Annotated in this window: 20 protein-coding genes and 1 pseudogene; 17 read left to right on the top strand and 4 right to left on the bottom strand. The window is 43.6% G+C overall.

Annotation, left to right across the window (positions count from 1 at the left end; translation table 11 throughout):
- Positions 1 to 30: 30 nt before the first annotated feature.
- The gene (locus KNP94_RS04350) at positions 31 to 759 is read right to left on the bottom strand and encodes an SDR family oxidoreductase (RefSeq protein WP_214804574.1); all 729 of its coding nucleotides are present in this window, start codon (positions 757 to 759) and stop codon (positions 31 to 33) included.
- Between the two features lie 118 nt (positions 760 to 877).
- On the opposite strand from KNP94_RS04350, the gene KNP94_RS04355 reads away from it, so the two are divergent.
- Both KNP94_RS04355 and KNP94_RS04360 read left to right on the top strand, forming a co-directional pair.
- Entirely contained in the window at positions 878 to 1,324 is a 447-nt protein-coding gene (locus KNP94_RS04355; RefSeq protein WP_215115327.1) for a hypothetical protein, read from the top strand.
- Between the two features lie 61 nt (positions 1,325 to 1,385).
- Positions 1,386 to 2,144 carry an SDR family oxidoreductase gene (locus KNP94_RS04360; RefSeq protein WP_214804562.1) on the top strand — a complete coding sequence of 253 codons (759 nt, stop codon included), beginning with the start codon at positions 1,386 to 1,388 and terminating at the stop codon, positions 2,142 to 2,144.
- Positions 2,145 to 2,300: 156 nt separating this feature from the next.
- Here KNP94_RS04360 and KNP94_RS04365 read toward each other — a convergent pair whose 3' ends face one another.
- Entirely contained in the window at positions 2,301 to 2,684 is a 384-nt protein-coding gene (locus KNP94_RS04365; protein WP_088837148.1) for a hypothetical protein, read from the bottom strand.
- Between the two features lie 159 nt (positions 2,685 to 2,843).
- Between KNP94_RS04365 and KNP94_RS04370 the strand changes: the two genes are divergently transcribed.
- The 15 genes and pseudogenes from KNP94_RS04370 to KNP94_RS04440 all read left to right on the top strand — a co-directional run bounded on the left by KNP94_RS04370 (position 2,844) and on the right by KNP94_RS04440 (position 13,165).
- Positions 2,844 to 3,233 (top strand): hypothetical protein, encoded by a 390-nt coding sequence (locus tag KNP94_RS04370; protein WP_251132441.1) that lies wholly within the window; start codon positions 2,844 to 2,846, stop codon positions 3,231 to 3,233.
- Positions 3,234 to 3,357: 124 nt separating this feature from the next.
- On the top strand, positions 3,358 to 3,642 hold the full coding sequence (locus KNP94_RS04375; RefSeq protein WP_214804558.1) for a hypothetical protein: 285 nt from the start codon (positions 3,358 to 3,360) through the stop codon (positions 3,640 to 3,642).
- A 30-nt stretch (positions 3,643 to 3,672) separates the two neighbouring features.
- A complete protein-coding gene (locus KNP94_RS04380; protein ID WP_214804556.1) occupies positions 3,673 to 4,161 on the top strand; it encodes a hypothetical protein in 489 nt (162 codons plus the stop codon).
- A gap of 1 nt (position 4,162) precedes the next feature.
- Entirely contained in the window at positions 4,163 to 4,867 is a 705-nt protein-coding gene (locus tag KNP94_RS04385) for a nucleotidyltransferase domain-containing protein (RefSeq protein WP_214804554.1), read from the top strand.
- Between the two features lie 102 nt (positions 4,868 to 4,969).
- Positions 4,970 to 5,596, top strand: coding sequence for a hypothetical protein (locus tag KNP94_RS04390; RefSeq protein ID WP_215115328.1), 627 nt, complete (start codon positions 4,970 to 4,972; stop codon positions 5,594 to 5,596).
- Positions 5,597 to 5,664: 68 nt separating this feature from the next.
- Positions 5,665 to 5,988, top strand: coding sequence for an antibiotic biosynthesis monooxygenase (locus KNP94_RS04395; protein ID WP_088837154.1), 324 nt, complete (start codon positions 5,665 to 5,667; stop codon positions 5,986 to 5,988).
- Positions 5,989 to 6,259: 271 nt separating this feature from the next.
- Positions 6,260 to 6,397 (top strand): hypothetical protein, encoded by a 138-nt coding sequence (locus tag KNP94_RS04400; protein ID WP_215115329.1) that lies wholly within the window; start codon positions 6,260 to 6,262, stop codon positions 6,395 to 6,397.
- Positions 6,398 to 7,123: 726 nt separating this feature from the next.
- Positions 7,124 to 7,546 (top strand): DUF2712 domain-containing protein, encoded by a 423-nt coding sequence (locus KNP94_RS04405; protein ID WP_214811710.1) that lies wholly within the window; start codon positions 7,124 to 7,126, stop codon positions 7,544 to 7,546.
- An 83-nt stretch (positions 7,547 to 7,629) separates the two neighbouring features.
- A complete protein-coding gene (locus tag KNP94_RS04410) occupies positions 7,630 to 8,400 on the top strand; it encodes a hypothetical protein (protein ID WP_214769099.1) in 771 nt (256 codons plus the stop codon).
- Positions 8,390 to 9,121: a WxPxxD family membrane protein gene (locus KNP94_RS04415; protein ID WP_215115330.1), complete on the top strand. Its 732-nt coding sequence runs from the start codon at positions 8,390 to 8,392 to the stop codon at positions 9,119 to 9,121. The genes KNP94_RS04410 and KNP94_RS04415 overlap by 11 nt, the downstream gene beginning before the upstream one ends.
- The gene (locus tag KNP94_RS16115) at positions 9,121 to 9,843 is read left to right on the top strand and encodes a DUF2705 family protein (protein WP_215115331.1); all 723 of its coding nucleotides are present in this window, start codon (positions 9,121 to 9,123) and stop codon (positions 9,841 to 9,843) included. Before KNP94_RS04415 ends, KNP94_RS16115 begins: the two co-directional genes overlap by 1 nt.
- A gap of 9 nt (positions 9,844 to 9,852) precedes the next feature.
- Positions 9,853 to 10,503: an ABC transporter ATP-binding protein gene (locus KNP94_RS04425; protein ID WP_214766121.1), complete on the top strand. Its 651-nt coding sequence runs from the start codon at positions 9,853 to 9,855 to the stop codon at positions 10,501 to 10,503.
- Positions 10,496 to 11,098, top strand: coding sequence for a hypothetical protein (locus KNP94_RS04430; RefSeq protein ID WP_214766123.1), 603 nt, complete (start codon positions 10,496 to 10,498; stop codon positions 11,096 to 11,098). The genes KNP94_RS04425 and KNP94_RS04430 overlap by 8 nt, the downstream gene beginning before the upstream one ends.
- A gap of 305 nt (positions 11,099 to 11,403) precedes the next feature.
- Positions 11,404 to 12,740, top strand: a pseudogene (locus KNP94_RS04435) (IS1182 family transposase); the annotation flags it as partial.
- Between the two features lie 194 nt (positions 12,741 to 12,934).
- Complete coding sequence (locus KNP94_RS04440; RefSeq protein WP_029330173.1) at positions 12,935 to 13,165, top strand: hypothetical protein; 231 nt, start codon at positions 12,935 to 12,937, stop codon at positions 13,163 to 13,165.
- Here the strand turns inward: KNP94_RS04440 and KNP94_RS04445 are convergent, their stop codons facing one another.
- Together KNP94_RS04445 and KNP94_RS04450 are read right to left on the bottom strand one after the other, a co-directional pair.
- Positions 13,166 to 14,389: a hypothetical protein gene (locus KNP94_RS04445; RefSeq protein WP_088837157.1), complete on the bottom strand. Its 1,224-nt coding sequence runs from the start codon at positions 14,387 to 14,389 to the stop codon at positions 13,166 to 13,168.
- A gap of 3 nt (positions 14,390 to 14,392) precedes the next feature.
- Complete coding sequence (locus KNP94_RS04450; protein ID WP_088837158.1) at positions 14,393 to 15,613, bottom strand: hypothetical protein; 1,221 nt, start codon at positions 15,611 to 15,613, stop codon at positions 14,393 to 14,395.
- Positions 15,614 to 15,670: the final 57 nt, after the last annotated feature.

Consider the following 15,670-nt stretch of genomic DNA (forward strand, 5'->3'; position numbering starts at 1 on the left):
GACGATGTGTCGGCCGTTCTTGTATACTCCTTATTTTTGTGATGTCGGACGGATCAGGATTTCATTGATCGAAACATCATCCGGTTCACTGACCGCATAGTTGATTGCCCGAGCAATCGCGTCGGCATCAATCGCCTGCATGTTGCCGATTCCTTGTTTGATGTCTTCATCCGTGATGTGGTCTTTTAACTCCGTATCGACGGCTCCCGGTGAAATGATTGTCGCGCGAATGTTATTGTCGACTGATTCTTCCTTCCGGAGACCTTCCGTAATCGCACGAACGGCAAACTTCGTTCCGCTGTAGACAGCGCTTGACGGCATGACTTCGTGACCTGCGACGGACGAGATGTTGATGATATGCCCTGATTTTTGTTTTCGCATGTACGGAAGGACAGCCCCGATTCCGTAAAGAACCCCTTTGATGTTGACGTCAACCATCGTATCCCATTCATCCTGCTTGTTTTTATGGAGTTGCGACAACGGCATCAGACCGGCATTGTTGACGAGGACGTCGACTGATCCGTACGTCTCCTGTGCCAGTTTCGCGAGTTGTTCGAGTTGCTCCGTCTTTGTCACGTCCGTCACTTGATAGACCGCTTGACCACCGAGCTGCTCGATTTCTTCTTTTAATGCTTGCAACCGCTCTTCACGACGTGCTGCGAGGACAAGTTTTGCACCATTCTTCGCAAGTAACTTCGCTGTGGCTTCCCCGATACCACTTGATGCACCTGTAATGATGACGACTTTGTTTTCAGCCATGATTGATAACCTCCTGTAGTAGTTGCTTCACTGATTTATGCTCACTGTTGAGTTATTGCCTGTTTTGCTGCAGGACAAACCTTCGGATGACACTTATGAAAAAAAGGAGCTGGTTCGTATGAAACGACGGACGATTCGTTTAATCGTCATCTTACTTGTGATTGGATTGATTTTCATCATCGAACCATTCCGAAATCAACCGCCGCTTCCTGACGTGTCGGTCGGAAACCAAACGATCCCGACGCAGCAAGGGTCCTATTGCTGGCATGGTCTCATACGGGGACAATGTGTCGACTATATCTACACGAACCCGCTCGAAATGACAGAAAAATTGAAGCCGACCGTGGTCCGACCGGAGTCACCGATTACGATTGCCTTTCATGACGGCCCTGCGCCGGACGATTTAAAAATCGAACAGTGGCAAGATGCAGGGACAAGACAGACGGTTCCGCTGCAAGGCGAACAACTCAAAGCACCTGATGTGCGCGGAATCTATGTGTATCATGTCCTTGCTGATTGGGAGCAAGGGGACGGGAACTCGGCTTTCGTGATTGAAGTGAAATGACACGTCGAAACGGGTAAAGACGAGTAAGGTCGTCGTGTTTAAGCAGAGAGGATGAAAAAACATGAGACTCGAAAACAAAGTGGCCATCGTGACCGGGGCGGCGTCCGGAATGGGCAAGAGCATCGCGGAGCGGTTTGCAGCAGAAGGAGCACGTGTCATCGTGTCTGACATTCAGCTGGACGGGGCAAACGCAGTAGTCGCGGCGATTGAAGCAGCCGGTGGGACGGCGACCGCCATCAAAACGGATGTCACGTCTGCTGAAGCGATCAAACAACTGTTTGACGAGACGTTAACGGCTTACGGACAACTTGATATCCTTGTCAACAATGCCGGAATCATGGACGGGATGGAAGGGGTCGACGAGCTGACCGATGAACGCTGGGACCGCGTTCTCGCCATCAATACGACGGCCGTCATGCGGACGATACGGCTCGCGATTCCCTTATTTCGTGCACAAGGTTCCGGAAACATCATCAACAACATCTCAATCGGTGGACTAAACGGAGCGCGTGCCGGTGCTGCGTACGCCGCCTCCAAACACGCCGTTGTCGGTCTGACAAAAAACACGGCGTTCATGTATGCACAAGAAGGGATTCGCTGTAACGGAATCGCGCCCGGTGCCGTCGAGACGAACATCGGACAATCGATGACGAACATCAGTGAGTTCGGGATGGGACGGACGATGCTCGGGATGGGCTTGAACCCCAGAACCGGACAACCTGACGAAATCGCACAGCTCGCTTTGTTTCTTGCATCAGACGACGCGAGTTTCATCAATGGGGCAATCGTCGTTGCAGACGGGGGATGGAGTGCCTATTAGGCTGATAAGACGAGAGCATATACTATAATAGGGCAATAGGCTGTAGCGTAATCAAGATGACGGACATCCCCGTCATCTTTTAATTTGTCCGAAAGCAAATAACGCTTGTTCAGTCCGATTTTTTAATAAAATACATAAGAAAAACGAATCTCACTGTTAACGATCAACAGTAAAAATCCGTTCGCGGACAGTCGTTGTTTTCAATTGTTTCCGGGCATCAATCGAGTCACGGATATGTATAATGTATTGTCGTCCTTTCCGATACCCAGAGCGAGGCGGTTTAATCCGCAACTCTTTCCCATCGATGACAACGAGTTCATTTTGCATCCGTTCCCCCGTCGAATCCGTGACGGTAACGGTTCGGTTCGAAACTTGATCAGCGCGGAGTCCATGTGAAAATTCAATAGCGAATGTATGATACGTCGAAATCGAACGTGTCCGTGATTTGAAGTGCGGGTCGTCTGTTCGTGCTTCAAGGGAACAGTAACACCCTGTGAAGACTAAACAAACAGTCAGGATAATGGAAAATAACGGTTTCAAAACAAGGCTCCTTTCGTCATTTACTTCATTTTAATACAAAATATGGTAGTATTCAATCCGTCTCAGGACGGAATACTAAAATTTTTTCTTCAAGGAAGGTGGAGTGGGGTGGTATACTCGAAAGCGAGAGAAAGGCAGTGAGAGCGTATGACAGAAAGCATGAGAGAAATTATCGTCTCCATCCGGACAAGTTATGATTTTAAAGCAGACCAGGGACGTGCCGTCCGCGTCGTCGAGTTTCACGGGCGTCGGACGACGACGATCGACACCATCAAACAATCGACACCGAAGCGGATGATTTTGCTCGAGATGATTCGGGCCGTCAATTCATTTAAAGAACCATTCCATATCATTTTTAATGTCGAATGTAATTTCGGCTTTAAATATTTGAATGATGAACGCAAGTGGGAAAACCGCGATCTTGGTGATACGTTTAACGAAGCGATCAAGCAAGGTGGACACACGATTGAATTACGTGACAGCTCTTTTTACGAAGGTGGAAAAGACCTGCAAAAATGGTTACTCAACATCTTAAAGAAAGCAGACTGAGTCGGTCTGAAGGGGGGGTTCTATCGTTACCGATAGGATTCCTTTTTTCTTTAGGACTCCCGTGACTTACTAATATGTGGTAAATTTGTTGGAAGAAAGATTCTTTTTAAGAGGAGGTACGCTCTTGAATCATGTATTGCGTCGGTCGATCCCTGTCGTCGTCAGCTCCTCGATCCTCTATTTGATTGTCTCGAGTCTCGTCTTGAGCGGCTATTTCCGAATCGCCGTCGCCGATCCGTTCAGTTTGCTGTTTTACTTGGGAATTTTGCTGTCGGCCTGTTCGATCGTACTACTCAGTCAAATGCGACACGTGTATACCGGCATCCTGCAAATCGTGTTAGTGTGTCTGCTGCTTACGATGACCGGACTCATGACGGTGATGTATGGACTGGAAATCATCTTGAACTGACTTAAAACTTACATGAAGAGGTGTGTACAGATGAACAAAGAAGACCATCAACTTGCGAGAAAACTTTTAACGACCTACTTAACCGGAACCCAACTCGCGACGATTCACTTGGCTAGTTTCGTCAGCCTGGATTTCATTAATCTCTACGATACGATGAACCCGGAAATTTCGTTACGGATTGAAACCGATCGCCTCTATTACGGGGACGTCGAATCGTCAAAAGACTGGGTCGTCCGCCATATGACGAAAGAAGAGATGTTGCATCTGATTGTGACTTTACATACAGAACGGATTACCGGTGTACGCATCGGAAAAACGATTCCGCACCTTTTTCTGACGTTCAGTTCCGGGAAGACACTCGTCGTCAACGGCTCGGATACGTATTACGAATCCTGGACGGTCGATTTACGGTTGAACGCCGAAGCGACGGCCTCAATCGTCGCTGTACCGGGAGATGAAGTGGCCGTTTTCTCCAGTGATAACGCCTTATTCCAAGATCAAGATCGAGTCATGGATTGATATGAATCCAGAAATTCTTACACTTACGAATGAACTGGTGGCTGAACGATTCCCTGAATCCTTAGCTGCAATGATTGCCGGCAGTCATGTCCGCGGACGGGCGACAACAACGTCTGACATCGACCTGATTGTCCTCATGCCAACAGGATCACGCACCTACCGGGAGTCGTTTCTGTATGAAGGACACCCCGTCGAAGCATTCATTTATACGGAAGCGACGATTGGTGATTTTTTCGACGCTGACCGTGCGCGTCGTCGTCCGTCGCTGCAACGGATGGTAGCGGAAGCGGTGCCGGTCCGGGTGCATCCACTCGTCGACCGGTTGAAAACGGAAGCGTCGCGCCAATTGCTTGCTGGACCAACGCGATGGACGGTTGAACAATTAAATCAGAATCGCTATTTTTTGACGGATCTGCTCGATGACTTCATCGGGGTAGAGGATCGGACGGAAGGACTCGCCATCGCAACACGTCTTTTCGATCAAGCAGCTGCCTTTCACTTAACGGCATCCGGACGCTGGCTCGGTCAAGGAAAATGGTTGCCGCGTGAACTCGCCGCCCTCAGTCAAGCAGATGCTGACCGATTCACGGATGCTTTCGAACGTTATTTCCGTCATGATGAGAAACAACCGGTCATTCAGTTGATCGAGACGTGGCTAACACAACATGGCGGACGACACTTTGATGGATTTTCCATCGGGACATAAGACCTGCTCTTGTTGCGACGAGCAGGTCTTTGTTATGCTAAAGAACTAGACGAAACCATCAATCGGTTGAACGGACCGTCGCTTACACAAGGAGAGAATCGCATGAAGAAACAACTTGTATGGCTCATCAGCAGTTTCCTCGTCGGGATCGGTTGTTTCTTATTTTTACAACACGACAACCATTCCGCTGCGTTCCAGGATTCGGCCCCAGAACTGACACCGCAAGCGGTCGTCGCGAGTTTCAACAAAGATCCGACCATTCAGCTTACGACGAAAGAGGTCTACTGGACAGAAACATTAAGCGACACGCAAGCGATCGCTTATGCAGAGACGCAGACGACGCGCTATTTGATTGTGTTACGGCGCAACGAGGCAACGTACGCCGTCACCCACGTCACACGCCGTACCGTACACGACGGACAAGAGTGGGCGGAAGCGGATGTCATCGAAACGGACGCCGGCCGCTTCTTGATTGTTATCGGTGAAAATCACCGTCGCCTGATTGATCATTTGACGATCGCGCCTTATAAGGTCTCGTTGACGAACGGCGCAGAAGAGACCCGTGCCATCGAAGCGATGACGCGTACATTTGACGTCGCAACGAAGGAACGGTTCCATACGGTGCAAAAGCTCCCGCAAGCTTTTTCGAAATCACTGTTCTTTGATCTCCACGCGGTCGACGCCTCAGGCGCAGAACGGTTCCGCTTCCTGTCGAACAGCATCGACTGAAGCATCAAGAGTGGGCACTCGTCTTCTCGTTCGGTATACTAGTTGCAGTGAACAAGGGAGGAATCGGTATGTGGATTGTAATGAATCAACTACGCGTTGTCAAAGGGAAGTCCGATCAAGTTGCGGCGCGCTTTAAGACGACAAAAGGGATTGAGCAGATGGAAGGATTCATCCGGATGCAAGTGCTCGTCGATATTAGTCAGGACGAACATGATGTCGTGACAATTATGACGACATGGGGAAAACAAGCAGATTTCCACGCCTGGCAAGCGAGCCAGGCGTATAAAGGCGTCCATAAAAAACGCGACGCGGGGACTTCTGAAGTCAAACCGCTCGTCCTGTCGAATGCCGTGACGGAATATGCCGTCGTCGCCGATCATCCGCATCTCTAAAAAATGCCTGACACCTGTTCTTCGGATGTCAGGCATTTCAGCGTGTAGACAAACTAGATGGAAGGTCACTTGAATGTGATCTCCCATCTTTTTTTGCTCTCTCTTTCCTCCCTAATCGTCTTCCTGTGGCAAACATCGCGCCGCTTCGCTTCGCTGCAGGGTCGCTCCTGTTTGCTTTCTACTAGGAAGCGATTAGATCGGAAATCGAGGCTTTTTTAGCTTTCTTTCATATTATAAAGTAAAAGAAATATACCACGAAGGAGGGTTTCCCATGATGGGAAAACGAAATCAACCCCATCGTTCTGAAAACATCACGGTCACACTCGAACAATTGGTTCCTGCGGACCACTTGGTCCGCAAGGTCGATCAGGTGATGGACTTTCAATTCATCTATCCATTTGTATCATGAGTGTGTTCCTGTATCTTCTACAAAAATATGTAAAGCCACTGAAGACGATTCTATCTTCAAATCCCTTGATGGTCTTTGCGGCAATAGGAAGAAAAAACCGTTCATTTTAGTCAATCTTTCGTTTTTAAATAAAACATAAAAAAAGTGGTGTTTTCGAAATCGAGAACATCACTTTTTTATTAGAATGAAACAAGAAAAAGAAAGTCATCAATATTTAAGGTTTTATAAACAACAAAATCAATTATGAATCAGTATAAAACTTATTTATTTTATTTGAAACGCTATACATCGTGTTGTTCAAAATGTTCAATCACTCGATGGAAATAAATATTCACCTGACAAAAGTAAGATAAAAGGCTTAATTTTTAAAAGGTGGACAGTAAATCTATTTGATATAAGTAAAACTATCTGTAACTCTCAAAAGCTCTTGAGAGAAAATTAAAGGATTTAAGCACTACACAATTTGTTAAATCCGAAATGTAAGTCAATATTTTCAAGTTGTAATTTTAATTGATAAATATTAGTTTTTTTATTTTTTTATAAAATAATTATGTTCAAATTAATGTTTTATTGAAAAATAAATTTTAAATATTTTCATAAAGGAAATTTAAGTAATAAAATTCTTTTAAATGATAAAATAAATATTATTAATGTAAAGTAATATCAGTAAAATATGTGGTATATTTTCATGGAATTACCAATAAAATTTTAGTGGGAAAAAGAACAATGAAAGTACAAAAGAAATTAGTAAACACAGGAATGGCTTTAGCACTAGGACTTGGTGTCCTAGGAACATCGTCAGTTGCATTGGCTTCTAATGATAACGTTGGGTATAGCTTTACTTTAAAAGCCAATTATGGTAATACTTACAGTAGCGAGCGATACCGTCAAACGGAAAACACAGCTAACAAATGGAAAGTCAATATGAGTTATACTTCTGAAGGAACAGGAAAAATCGCTACATACTGGTTGGATAAATCAGGAACACAAGTTTCTAATACAGTTGATGTTAAACAAGGCGGAGGCAGTTATTATCGATCTGCATACCAAACAGCGAGTAAATCGTATGTACGTTTAGCAGCAGAAAATAATAACTATACTTCTAACACTTATACTGTAAGTGGTTACTGGGACGAAGAAACTGATTAATTTTTAAAGATGATGAATAAATCAAACACTATCATGTGTTTGATTTATTCATTTTTTAAAGTGAAAGAAGGGACGATGGTTTTATGATTAAAAGTCAATTGTTGAATCTGTATAAAAATCGTATGAGTAGAATCTTATTCTTGATCATTGTATGCATTCCAATGGTTGAAATCTTTTTATTGACGAGACAACAACAGTTGTCGGATGAAGTTTATCAGCCTGTATTTGCTTCTTTTTTAACTGGGTCAAGTATTGGTCATGCACCTCAAATTATTTTATTATGGTTTTTGCCTATTTACTTACTGTTATTAGGTGGAGACAATGCGATTCAAGACTATAAAACAGGATATCGAAAAATACTGATTAGTAAAATTGGTCGAAAAGCTTACTTTGCTCAAAAATTATTTATTTCTTTTGTAACTTCTTTCTGTACGATTTTGACTTCTTTAATGCTGAATTTGGTGTTAGTACATATTGTTTTTTGGGGTGGCACATTATCGGGCGGTAAAACTGAACTCAAGTTTGATGACAATCCGCTGTTTAATTTTAGTATCGCTAACCCATTAACCACAGCTCTTTTATACATTTTCTTCTTTTCACTCATTGCAGGATTAGTAGGAATGCTTGGAACGAGTATTAGTTTGTTTTTCTTGGATAAAAAAATAGCATACGCTGCAACATTCTTTGTCTGGTTCTTACTCGTTTTAAAGAAAGACTCTATCTTATTGTTGCTTCAACCCTTTACTGAGTATGGATTTGCTGACTTGACGAATATCTTTTTCCTGTCTTTATTAGTTTTATGTCTGTTCCCGCTGACTATTTATGTGTATGGAGTAAAATTCAATGAAGACTAAAAAAATCAGTGCAGTAGTGGGTGTGGTCCTGTTTTTAATCTTTATTTGGAATACTCAAACGAAGGCTAGTTTAAGTAACCCCTATTTAAAGACAGGTGACCTTACATATGACGATATCTTATTAATTGCCAACAACAGTGCTTTCGAATTTAGTTCGATCCAAGCATATTCCTTATTCTATGTAGCACCGTTTTTGATATTACTGAATAGTTTCTTTTCGCGAGAAGCTAAATGGTCTATTACACGGTTCAAGTCTCGTCAACAATACTTCTTCCTAAGAGTTAGACAGATTTTGCTCACTGCGTTTCTCTTTTCACTTACGCACTCCGTGATCAATTTAGGAATGTCCTATCAACATTTTCCGAGTGAAGTCTTAGAAAGTAATCATTTTTTGAAGATTGTCTTTTTAAACACGATCAGTCTTTTCTTATTCTATAGCTTCGTGGGGATTCTGTATGAATTGGTAAAAGATCTTGTAAATTCCTCGACCAAGTCCTTCTTCATCGTAGTCTTTACTATTGGTCTGCTTTTCTTTATGGAAAAATTATTGTTAAGTCAAATATGGGGTCCGCTAAAAGATTTATCAATGTACAACAAAATGCTTGAGGGAGAATGGGGCGTCTTAGATATTGCGCTTATCTTTATCCGACAATTTTTCTTTGCTGCATTTGCCTCTAGTCTCGGTCTTGCTGCCTTTGTTAGAAAGGATATGTACAAATAATGATAAAAAACAAACGTTTATTTGTATTAGTACTTCTTTCGATTATTGTTCAAATGATCTTCTTAAATTTTTCGAGCTTAGAGATGTCCCGATTTCCTTTCTTGGATGGGGTACCATTGACATCGAGTAGAATGTTGACGTACCAGTACTTACTCTATTGGTACTTCCCGGTAATCGTCATGAGTTTCTATTTTTCAGGAAACCTAAGAGAAGCAATTCGATTTAAAGGAATCCCCTATATTACTAGAAGATATAGCAAGAATATGTTCATGATGAAGCAATTCCTGTCCATGTTCTTGTCTTTAGTATTCTTTATCTCTTTTCAATTTCTTATATTTCGATTGTTTAAAGTCAATACTTATGATTTATCGGTCGATACATATACGTATATGATGGTAATCTATGTTGGCAGCTTAGTCGTAATGTTTTCGATACAAATGTACATGGAGCTTTTGTTTAAATCGGAAATCGCTCAGCTCATCGTAAGCATTTATATTCTTGTTCCAACCTTACTGAGCGCCGAGTTTCAAAAGACAGCTATGCTTTCAAACTATTTCTTTTTATCGAACTATGCAATGGGGTTGCGCAACGGTTTAAATGACTGGGATTTCCTCTCGAGTAACATCGTCAATAGTTCATATGGAATGATTGGTATCATGTTACTAGAAATTTTATTGGTATGGCTGTCAATTCAACGATTTAAAAAATTAGACATAATGTAGGTGAAGATAATGATTAAAGTAGAGAATGTAAGTAAAGAGATAAAAAGAAAAGCTGTCTTGAAAGACATCACTGTTGAATTTTTACCAGGTCAAATTTATGGCGTATTTGGAAGAAACGGCTCGGGTAAAACGATGTTACTCCGATCTATTGCCGGATTAATCGTACCTACTGCCGGCACAGTAAAGATTAACGACGAAGTACTTCATGAGGAAATATCGTTTCCACCAAGTTTAGGCATCATTATTGAAAACATGGAACTGTTACCACAGTATGATGCAATGACAAATTTAAAAATTCTCGCGAAAATTAGAAAAGTAGCGACCGAACAAGATATGATTGAGGCAATCGAAGCAGTAGGTTTAGATCCGACATCAAAGTTGAAGGTGAAGAAGTATTCTTTAGGAATGAAACAAAGATTGAACATTGCACAAGCAATTTTTGAAAAGCCGGACATTATCTTGTTAGATGAACCGACCAATGCTATCGATCAGAGTGGTGTCAACTTGATTCAAGAGTTATTGGTTCGTGAAAAGCAAAGAGGCGCAACTATTCTCGTGTCGAGTCATCAAAAAGAAGACATCGAAAAAATATGTGACCACGTAATTTATATGGATGAAGGACGTATTGTAGTCGACCAGGGACGAATCGTAAATGAATAAGAATAAGAAAGTGATATTTGTACTACTAATGTGCGTGTGTATCGCCTCTATTACGTATCCATATGTATCTAACTTTTTCACACATAAAGAGCAAGATGCACTGCAGCAAGTTACTTTAAAGTCTGGTGAGTATAAAGTCGGAGAAGATTTTCCCGAAGGTCAATACGATATTCAATCTACTAGTGATGACGCCATGTTTATGCAGAAAAAAATGAGCAACAATGACAAGTGGATGGGAATTTCATTTAGTGACGGTGAGTCAATTCCTTTGAAGGGAACCTTTATACTTACACCCTCTAAGCGGAAGCCTTTAAAAACTGACGATACGGGAAAATATGAAATCTCGAATTCTGGCTACTATGAAATTGGCAATCAGATACCTGCAGGTAAGTATATGCTTACATATGAATCACAAAGTAGCATGATTGAAAAGCCACTGATACAAATCTTATCTAAAAAACGTAGTATACTTAAAGGGTACTCATTTGAGGGAGCTAAACAATATACAATCGAGTTAAAAAAAGAAGAAATTCTAGAAATCCATAAGTCACTGTTCAAAGAGAATAATGCAGGTGTCATTTTAAATCCAATGTGAGGGTAAAACGAAAAATTTTCAAATTACTCAAAAAGAAACGTTAACCCTTATTTCCTCTTGAAATGAGGGTTTCAGCGTGTAGACAAACTAGATGGAAGGTCACTTGAATGTGATCTCCCATCTTTTTTTGCTCTCTCTTTCCTCCCTAATCGTCTTCCTGTGGCAAACATCGCGCCGCTTCGCTTCGCTGCAGGGTCGCTCCTGTTTGCTTTCTACTAGGAAGCGATTAGATCGGAAATCGAGGCTTTTTTAGCTTTCTTTCATATTATAAAGTAAAAGAAATATACCACGAAGGAGGGTTTCCCATGATGGGAAAACGAAATCAACCCCATCGTTCTGAAAACATCACGGTCACACTCGAACAATTGGTTCCTGCGGACCACTTGGTCCGCAAGGTCGATCAGGTGATGGACTTTCAATTCATCTATCCATTGGTTGAAAAGTTATACTGTGAAAATAACGGAAGACCTAGCGTGGATTCTGTTCTCTTAATCAAGATGGCTCTCCTTCAATATTTATTCGGTATTCCTTCTATGCGGAAGACGAAGAAATCGAAACGAACGTCGCCTATCGTTGGTTTCTAGGACTTGGATTGGATGAAAAGGTTCCTCATTTTTCAACCTTCGGAAAAAACTATGTCCGACGCTTCCAAGACACGACGATTTTTGAAGATATCTTCTACAAAATTCTGACCCAAGGCGTCGATGCTGGATTCGTGGACCCAGTGGTCCTGATTATCGATTCGACACACGTCAAAGCAAATGCGAATAAGCGGAAATATAAAAAGAAACATGTTCGTCGTGCAGCACGTTTTTATCAAGATGAACTGGAACAAGAAATCAATGATGATCGTGAGGCGCACGGATAAAAGCGTTTTACCCCCAAGAAGAAGGACGAGAATGATCGACGTTTGACGAAGGAGAGTACCACGGATTCTGAGTCAGGATATTACGTGAAGGGGGAGCGTGAAAAGCAATTCGCCTATTCCTTTCATACAGCATGTGATCGGAATGGTTTTGTCCTCGGGACAATTGTCACACCAGGTAATATTCACGATAGTATCATTTTAAATCCCTTGCTCGAGCTCATCATCCACCGTTTTACCGTCCCGTTTGCAGTCGTCGCAGACTCCGCCTATAAAACCGCCCCCATCGTACATTTACTTCTCAGACAGCGTATTTTGCCAGTCTTCCCCTACACTCGCCCCAAAGGGGTGAAAGGTATGTTCAAAACGAATGCCTTTTATAATGATGCGTATTACGACTGCTATCTCTGTGAAAATAATCAGCAGCTTGTCTATCGAACAACTACACGGGAAGGGAGACGGGAGTATGTATCAGATCCAAAAATCTGTGAAACTTGTCCATTTCTAGAACGGTGTACGAAAAGTCAGACGATGCAGAAAGTGATTCATCGGCATGTCTGGCAAGATGCAATCGACGAAGTCGAGCGCCTTCGCCACACACCGGTTAATAGGCAGCTGTATGCCCGACGAAAAGAGACAATCGAACGTGTCTTTGCGGACGCGAAAGAAAAGCATGGCATGCGTTGGACTCGCTACCGCGGGTTAAAAAAAGTAACGATGCAGACCATGCTCACTTTTGCTGCCCTGAACCTCAAAAAATTGGCCAATTGGTCATGGGATTCCAGTCGGAATCCTAATGGAGTGTCATATTTTTTACGCATACATAAGACAAACCCTCATTTCCAAGTGGATATGAGGGTTTGTCTACAGTCTGAAATGCCTGACACCCGTTCTTCGGATGTCAGGCATTTTACATGTTCTTTCGCAGAAATGGGTAAAAGAGTTAAAACGGACAACAGAGGTGAGACAGCATGACGCGACGGAAACTGATTGTATCCGGTATGACCGTAGTATTCGGCATGGTATTGATTCTCGGTTTTTTACTGTCAGGTGGATTCGTCTATCTTTATTTCTTTGCCATCCTGATCGGTTGTGCCTCGTTTTTGCGGGAACCGCTGTCCCGTGCAGAATGGTTGCAAGAAGGCATTGTCTTCATCCTCGTATGTTGTCTCATTTATGTCACCCAGCATTTTTTATTCTAATCAGTTGATCTGATAGGAATCGAGCAGTAAGTCCCGTGCTTCCGGCGTCAATTTAAAGCTGATTTTCCGCGTCCGGTCTTCAAGGTAGATATCCGTCTTTTTGACACGTCGATCGAGATAAATCCGATACTGTTGTGCTTGATCTCCGTTGAAGAGCGTCAAATAGGACCGCTCTGCGAGTTTTCCCTTTTTCTCCGCGACCTGACTTTGCTTGATCAATCCTGTCAACGTCTTCATTTCCTCGACGGATGTCATCAGGAATTCCTGCTCGCTCAATTCGTCATATGGCGTTTTTTGTGTGTAGTCGACCTTTGGAAACGGACGGTCATGAAAAACGGCATGGCGGGGGGACTCCGAACTGTCGTCGTCATCCGGTAGCAGCTTGATGCCTGGCGGTAGCTCGGACTCCTGTCTGACGGTCAACGTATAGCGCGACCGTTCTCCTGATGTCGTTGTTACCTGTAGCAATCCATACTCACCCCGACTGTTCGGTTCTGCCGGTGTAAAGCGTACCTTGACTGGTTTTTCCGCCTCGATAATCGGCGCTTCAAAAAGAAGATTGATCCCATCCGTCAGCAGGTGCGGACGAATCTGATGTCGGTCGTCCATGTACGTCTTATCAATAAATACGAAGTGCGGTATCCCGTGAGCAAACGGCGTCAATTCCATCACATTCGTGACGGTTGTTTCTTTCGTCTGATCATTCGTCGCCCGGATGACGAGGTATCCCGTCGTCGGAAGTGTCAACTGCATTTGCGACTTGCGAACGTGATCGACCAGATGGCTGTACAGTTGACGATTTTTCGGATCAATGGTCTTGATTTCGATCTTTTTCACCGGTTTCGTCAAGGCTGAAGTTGAAAACGAATTTTGTTTTTTCGTTAGCGAATGGAACGTCGGCAGATGCCGCATATCTTCACAATAAAGGTATGGTTGACCGTCCGACTCGATGTACGTCGCCCGCATGCCTTCGATGAACAGTCCGATGTTGACGAGCGAGACGTAATAATGGTCACCCACCGTATACTGTTTTGGTGGCTTGACCTTTTTCTGATGACAGACTTCTTGAATCAGGCTCCCCAGTTTCGGATCGGCACTTTTAAAGTCGCTGACGTTTAACGTATCGTAAAGGTCCGGTACATAGCTGAACTGAACCGGTTCCGGATCTTCAGCACAGCCACTTAAGAATACGAGGCAGAGGGCCAACACGAACCGTATGCGCATATCTCATTCCCCCTCAATCTGTTCCGCGAGCTGTGCAGCCAGCTCACCTGACAATTTTGTACCTTTTTTCGAGGTTGTGTCTTGCAGGTAGACATCTGTTTTCTGGGCACGCTTTTTTAAATACACGGTGAACGTTTGTGTTTTCCCCTTGTCGACGAGTGTAAAATACTGAAGCGACGGTTTATTTCCTTGCGGTTGCTCGAGGGTGACCTGTTTCAGTTCGTTCGCGAGGGCAAGTGATAATTCATCCGGCATGATCCCAATTTTGCGGATGTTGCCTTCTTGCAGGGACTCGATCGTCGGGTGGAGGAAACCTTTGATTCCGTCATTGCGTTCTTCATCATCCATTTCAAATAACTTCACCTTCTGATAGACCGGCTGATACCGTAAGGACAACGTTTTTTCTTCCATATCATCCAGGTCATTTTTTGCGCGTAACGTGACATACGGAATCGTTTGGTTCGCCGTAAGTGTCTCCGGTAAGGGATGATACGTCATGTCGACTTTTTCCTGATCATATGTCGTCATTACGATCCGGTCCTGCAGGTACCAACCGGGACTTTCGAAAGTAATCGAATGATATGTCGCATTTGCTCCGTTCCCGCTCGGACGCGTCGTCAAATAAAAGTCTGTCGTCTGGTTGATGAACGAAGTCGGGACATCGACGAGCACGTGCTCTTTGTTGTTCTCTGTCAGGATGACGAGTATTTGTCCTGCAATCGGCATATGTAAGTTATGGAAGGGTGCGAGACGACGGCTGAAATCACCCTCTGTTTTCGCTTCACGATTTTGATCCGCATGGCGTGTCCGTTGTTTTTCCGTCACCGGGAAAAATGTCGGCGTCTGCAAGGGCGTTTTGTCCGTTCCTTGTTCTACCTTCACCCACGGATGGTCTTTCGCTTCGACCGGATGAATTTTTAATTGATGCGTATCCCGCGACCGGCAGGCGAGGTACAGGTTTTCTTTTTCAGCGAGATAAAAGACCTCGGTTTGAGCTCCATACATTTCAAGCGTTTTTAAGGAAAAGTACATCTCATATGTATTAAGGATCCGGTAGGATGAGGGCAGTGCCGTCGTCTTTTTATTCTTGCACGTTTTTAACAATTGTTTTTTCTCTTTCGTCGATACATCGTCTACGAATTGATGATCGGTAAAACGTTCGACTGACCAGTACGCCGGTACGGACTCAAGCTTCAATAAACGTTCTTGACCGCACCCGGTCAAGACGAGACTGCAGGCCAGTCCTAATGCCAGTGACCATGATTTAATGACAATCCCTCC

Origin of the sequence: Exiguobacterium sp. s80 (assembly GCF_018618725.1) — a bacterium.
GTDB classification, from domain to species: Bacteria; Bacillota; Bacilli; order Exiguobacteriales; family Exiguobacteriaceae; genus Exiguobacterium_A; species Exiguobacterium_A oxidotolerans.

What these genes read in the sequence shown, in the direction of transcription:
- KNP94_RS04410 (WP_214769099.1), top strand. Translation starts at nt 7,630, where the DNA reads ATGATTAAAAGTCAATTGTTGAATCTGTATAAAAATCGTATGAGTAGA.
- KNP94_RS04425 (WP_214766121.1), top strand. Translation starts at nt 9,853, where the DNA reads ATGATTAAAGTAGAGAATGTAAGTAAAGAGATAAAAAGAAAAGCTGTC.
- KNP94_RS04390 (WP_215115328.1), top strand. Translation starts at nt 4,970, where the DNA reads ATGAAGAAACAACTTGTATGGCTCATCAGCAGTTTCCTCGTCGGGATC.
- KNP94_RS04415 (WP_215115330.1), top strand. Translation starts at nt 8,390, where the DNA reads ATGAAGACTAAAAAAATCAGTGCAGTAGTGGGTGTGGTCCTGTTTTTA.
- KNP94_RS04395 (WP_088837154.1), top strand. Translation starts at nt 5,665, where the DNA reads ATGTGGATTGTAATGAATCAACTACGCGTTGTCAAAGGGAAGTCCGAT.
- KNP94_RS04430 (WP_214766123.1), top strand. Translation starts at nt 10,496, where the DNA reads ATGAATAAGAATAAGAAAGTGATATTTGTACTACTAATGTGCGTGTGT.
- KNP94_RS04350 (WP_214804574.1), bottom strand. Translation starts at nt 759, where the DNA reads ATGGCTGAAAACAAAGTCGTCATCATTACAGGTGCATCAAGTGGTATC.
- KNP94_RS04385 (WP_214804554.1), top strand. Translation starts at nt 4,163, where the DNA reads ATGAATCCAGAAATTCTTACACTTACGAATGAACTGGTGGCTGAACGA.
- KNP94_RS16115 (WP_215115331.1), top strand. Translation starts at nt 9,121, where the DNA reads ATGATAAAAAACAAACGTTTATTTGTATTAGTACTTCTTTCGATTATT.
- KNP94_RS04355 (WP_215115327.1), top strand. Translation starts at nt 878, where the DNA reads ATGAAACGACGGACGATTCGTTTAATCGTCATCTTACTTGTGATTGGA.
- KNP94_RS04445 (WP_088837157.1), bottom strand. Translation starts at nt 14,389, where the DNA reads ATGCGCATACGGTTCGTGTTGGCCCTCTGCCTCGTATTCTTAAGTGGC.
- KNP94_RS04370 (WP_251132441.1), top strand. Translation starts at nt 2,844, where the DNA reads ATGAGAGAAATTATCGTCTCCATCCGGACAAGTTATGATTTTAAAGCA.
- KNP94_RS04405 (WP_214811710.1), top strand. Translation starts at nt 7,124, where the DNA reads ATGAAAGTACAAAAGAAATTAGTAAACACAGGAATGGCTTTAGCACTA.
- KNP94_RS04440 (WP_029330173.1), top strand. Translation starts at nt 12,935, where the DNA reads ATGACGCGACGGAAACTGATTGTATCCGGTATGACCGTAGTATTCGGC.
- KNP94_RS04400 (WP_215115329.1), top strand. Translation starts at nt 6,260, where the DNA reads ATGATGGGAAAACGAAATCAACCCCATCGTTCTGAAAACATCACGGTC.
- KNP94_RS04380 (WP_214804556.1), top strand. Translation starts at nt 3,673, where the DNA reads ATGAACAAAGAAGACCATCAACTTGCGAGAAAACTTTTAACGACCTAC.
- KNP94_RS04360 (WP_214804562.1), top strand. Translation starts at nt 1,386, where the DNA reads ATGAGACTCGAAAACAAAGTGGCCATCGTGACCGGGGCGGCGTCCGGA.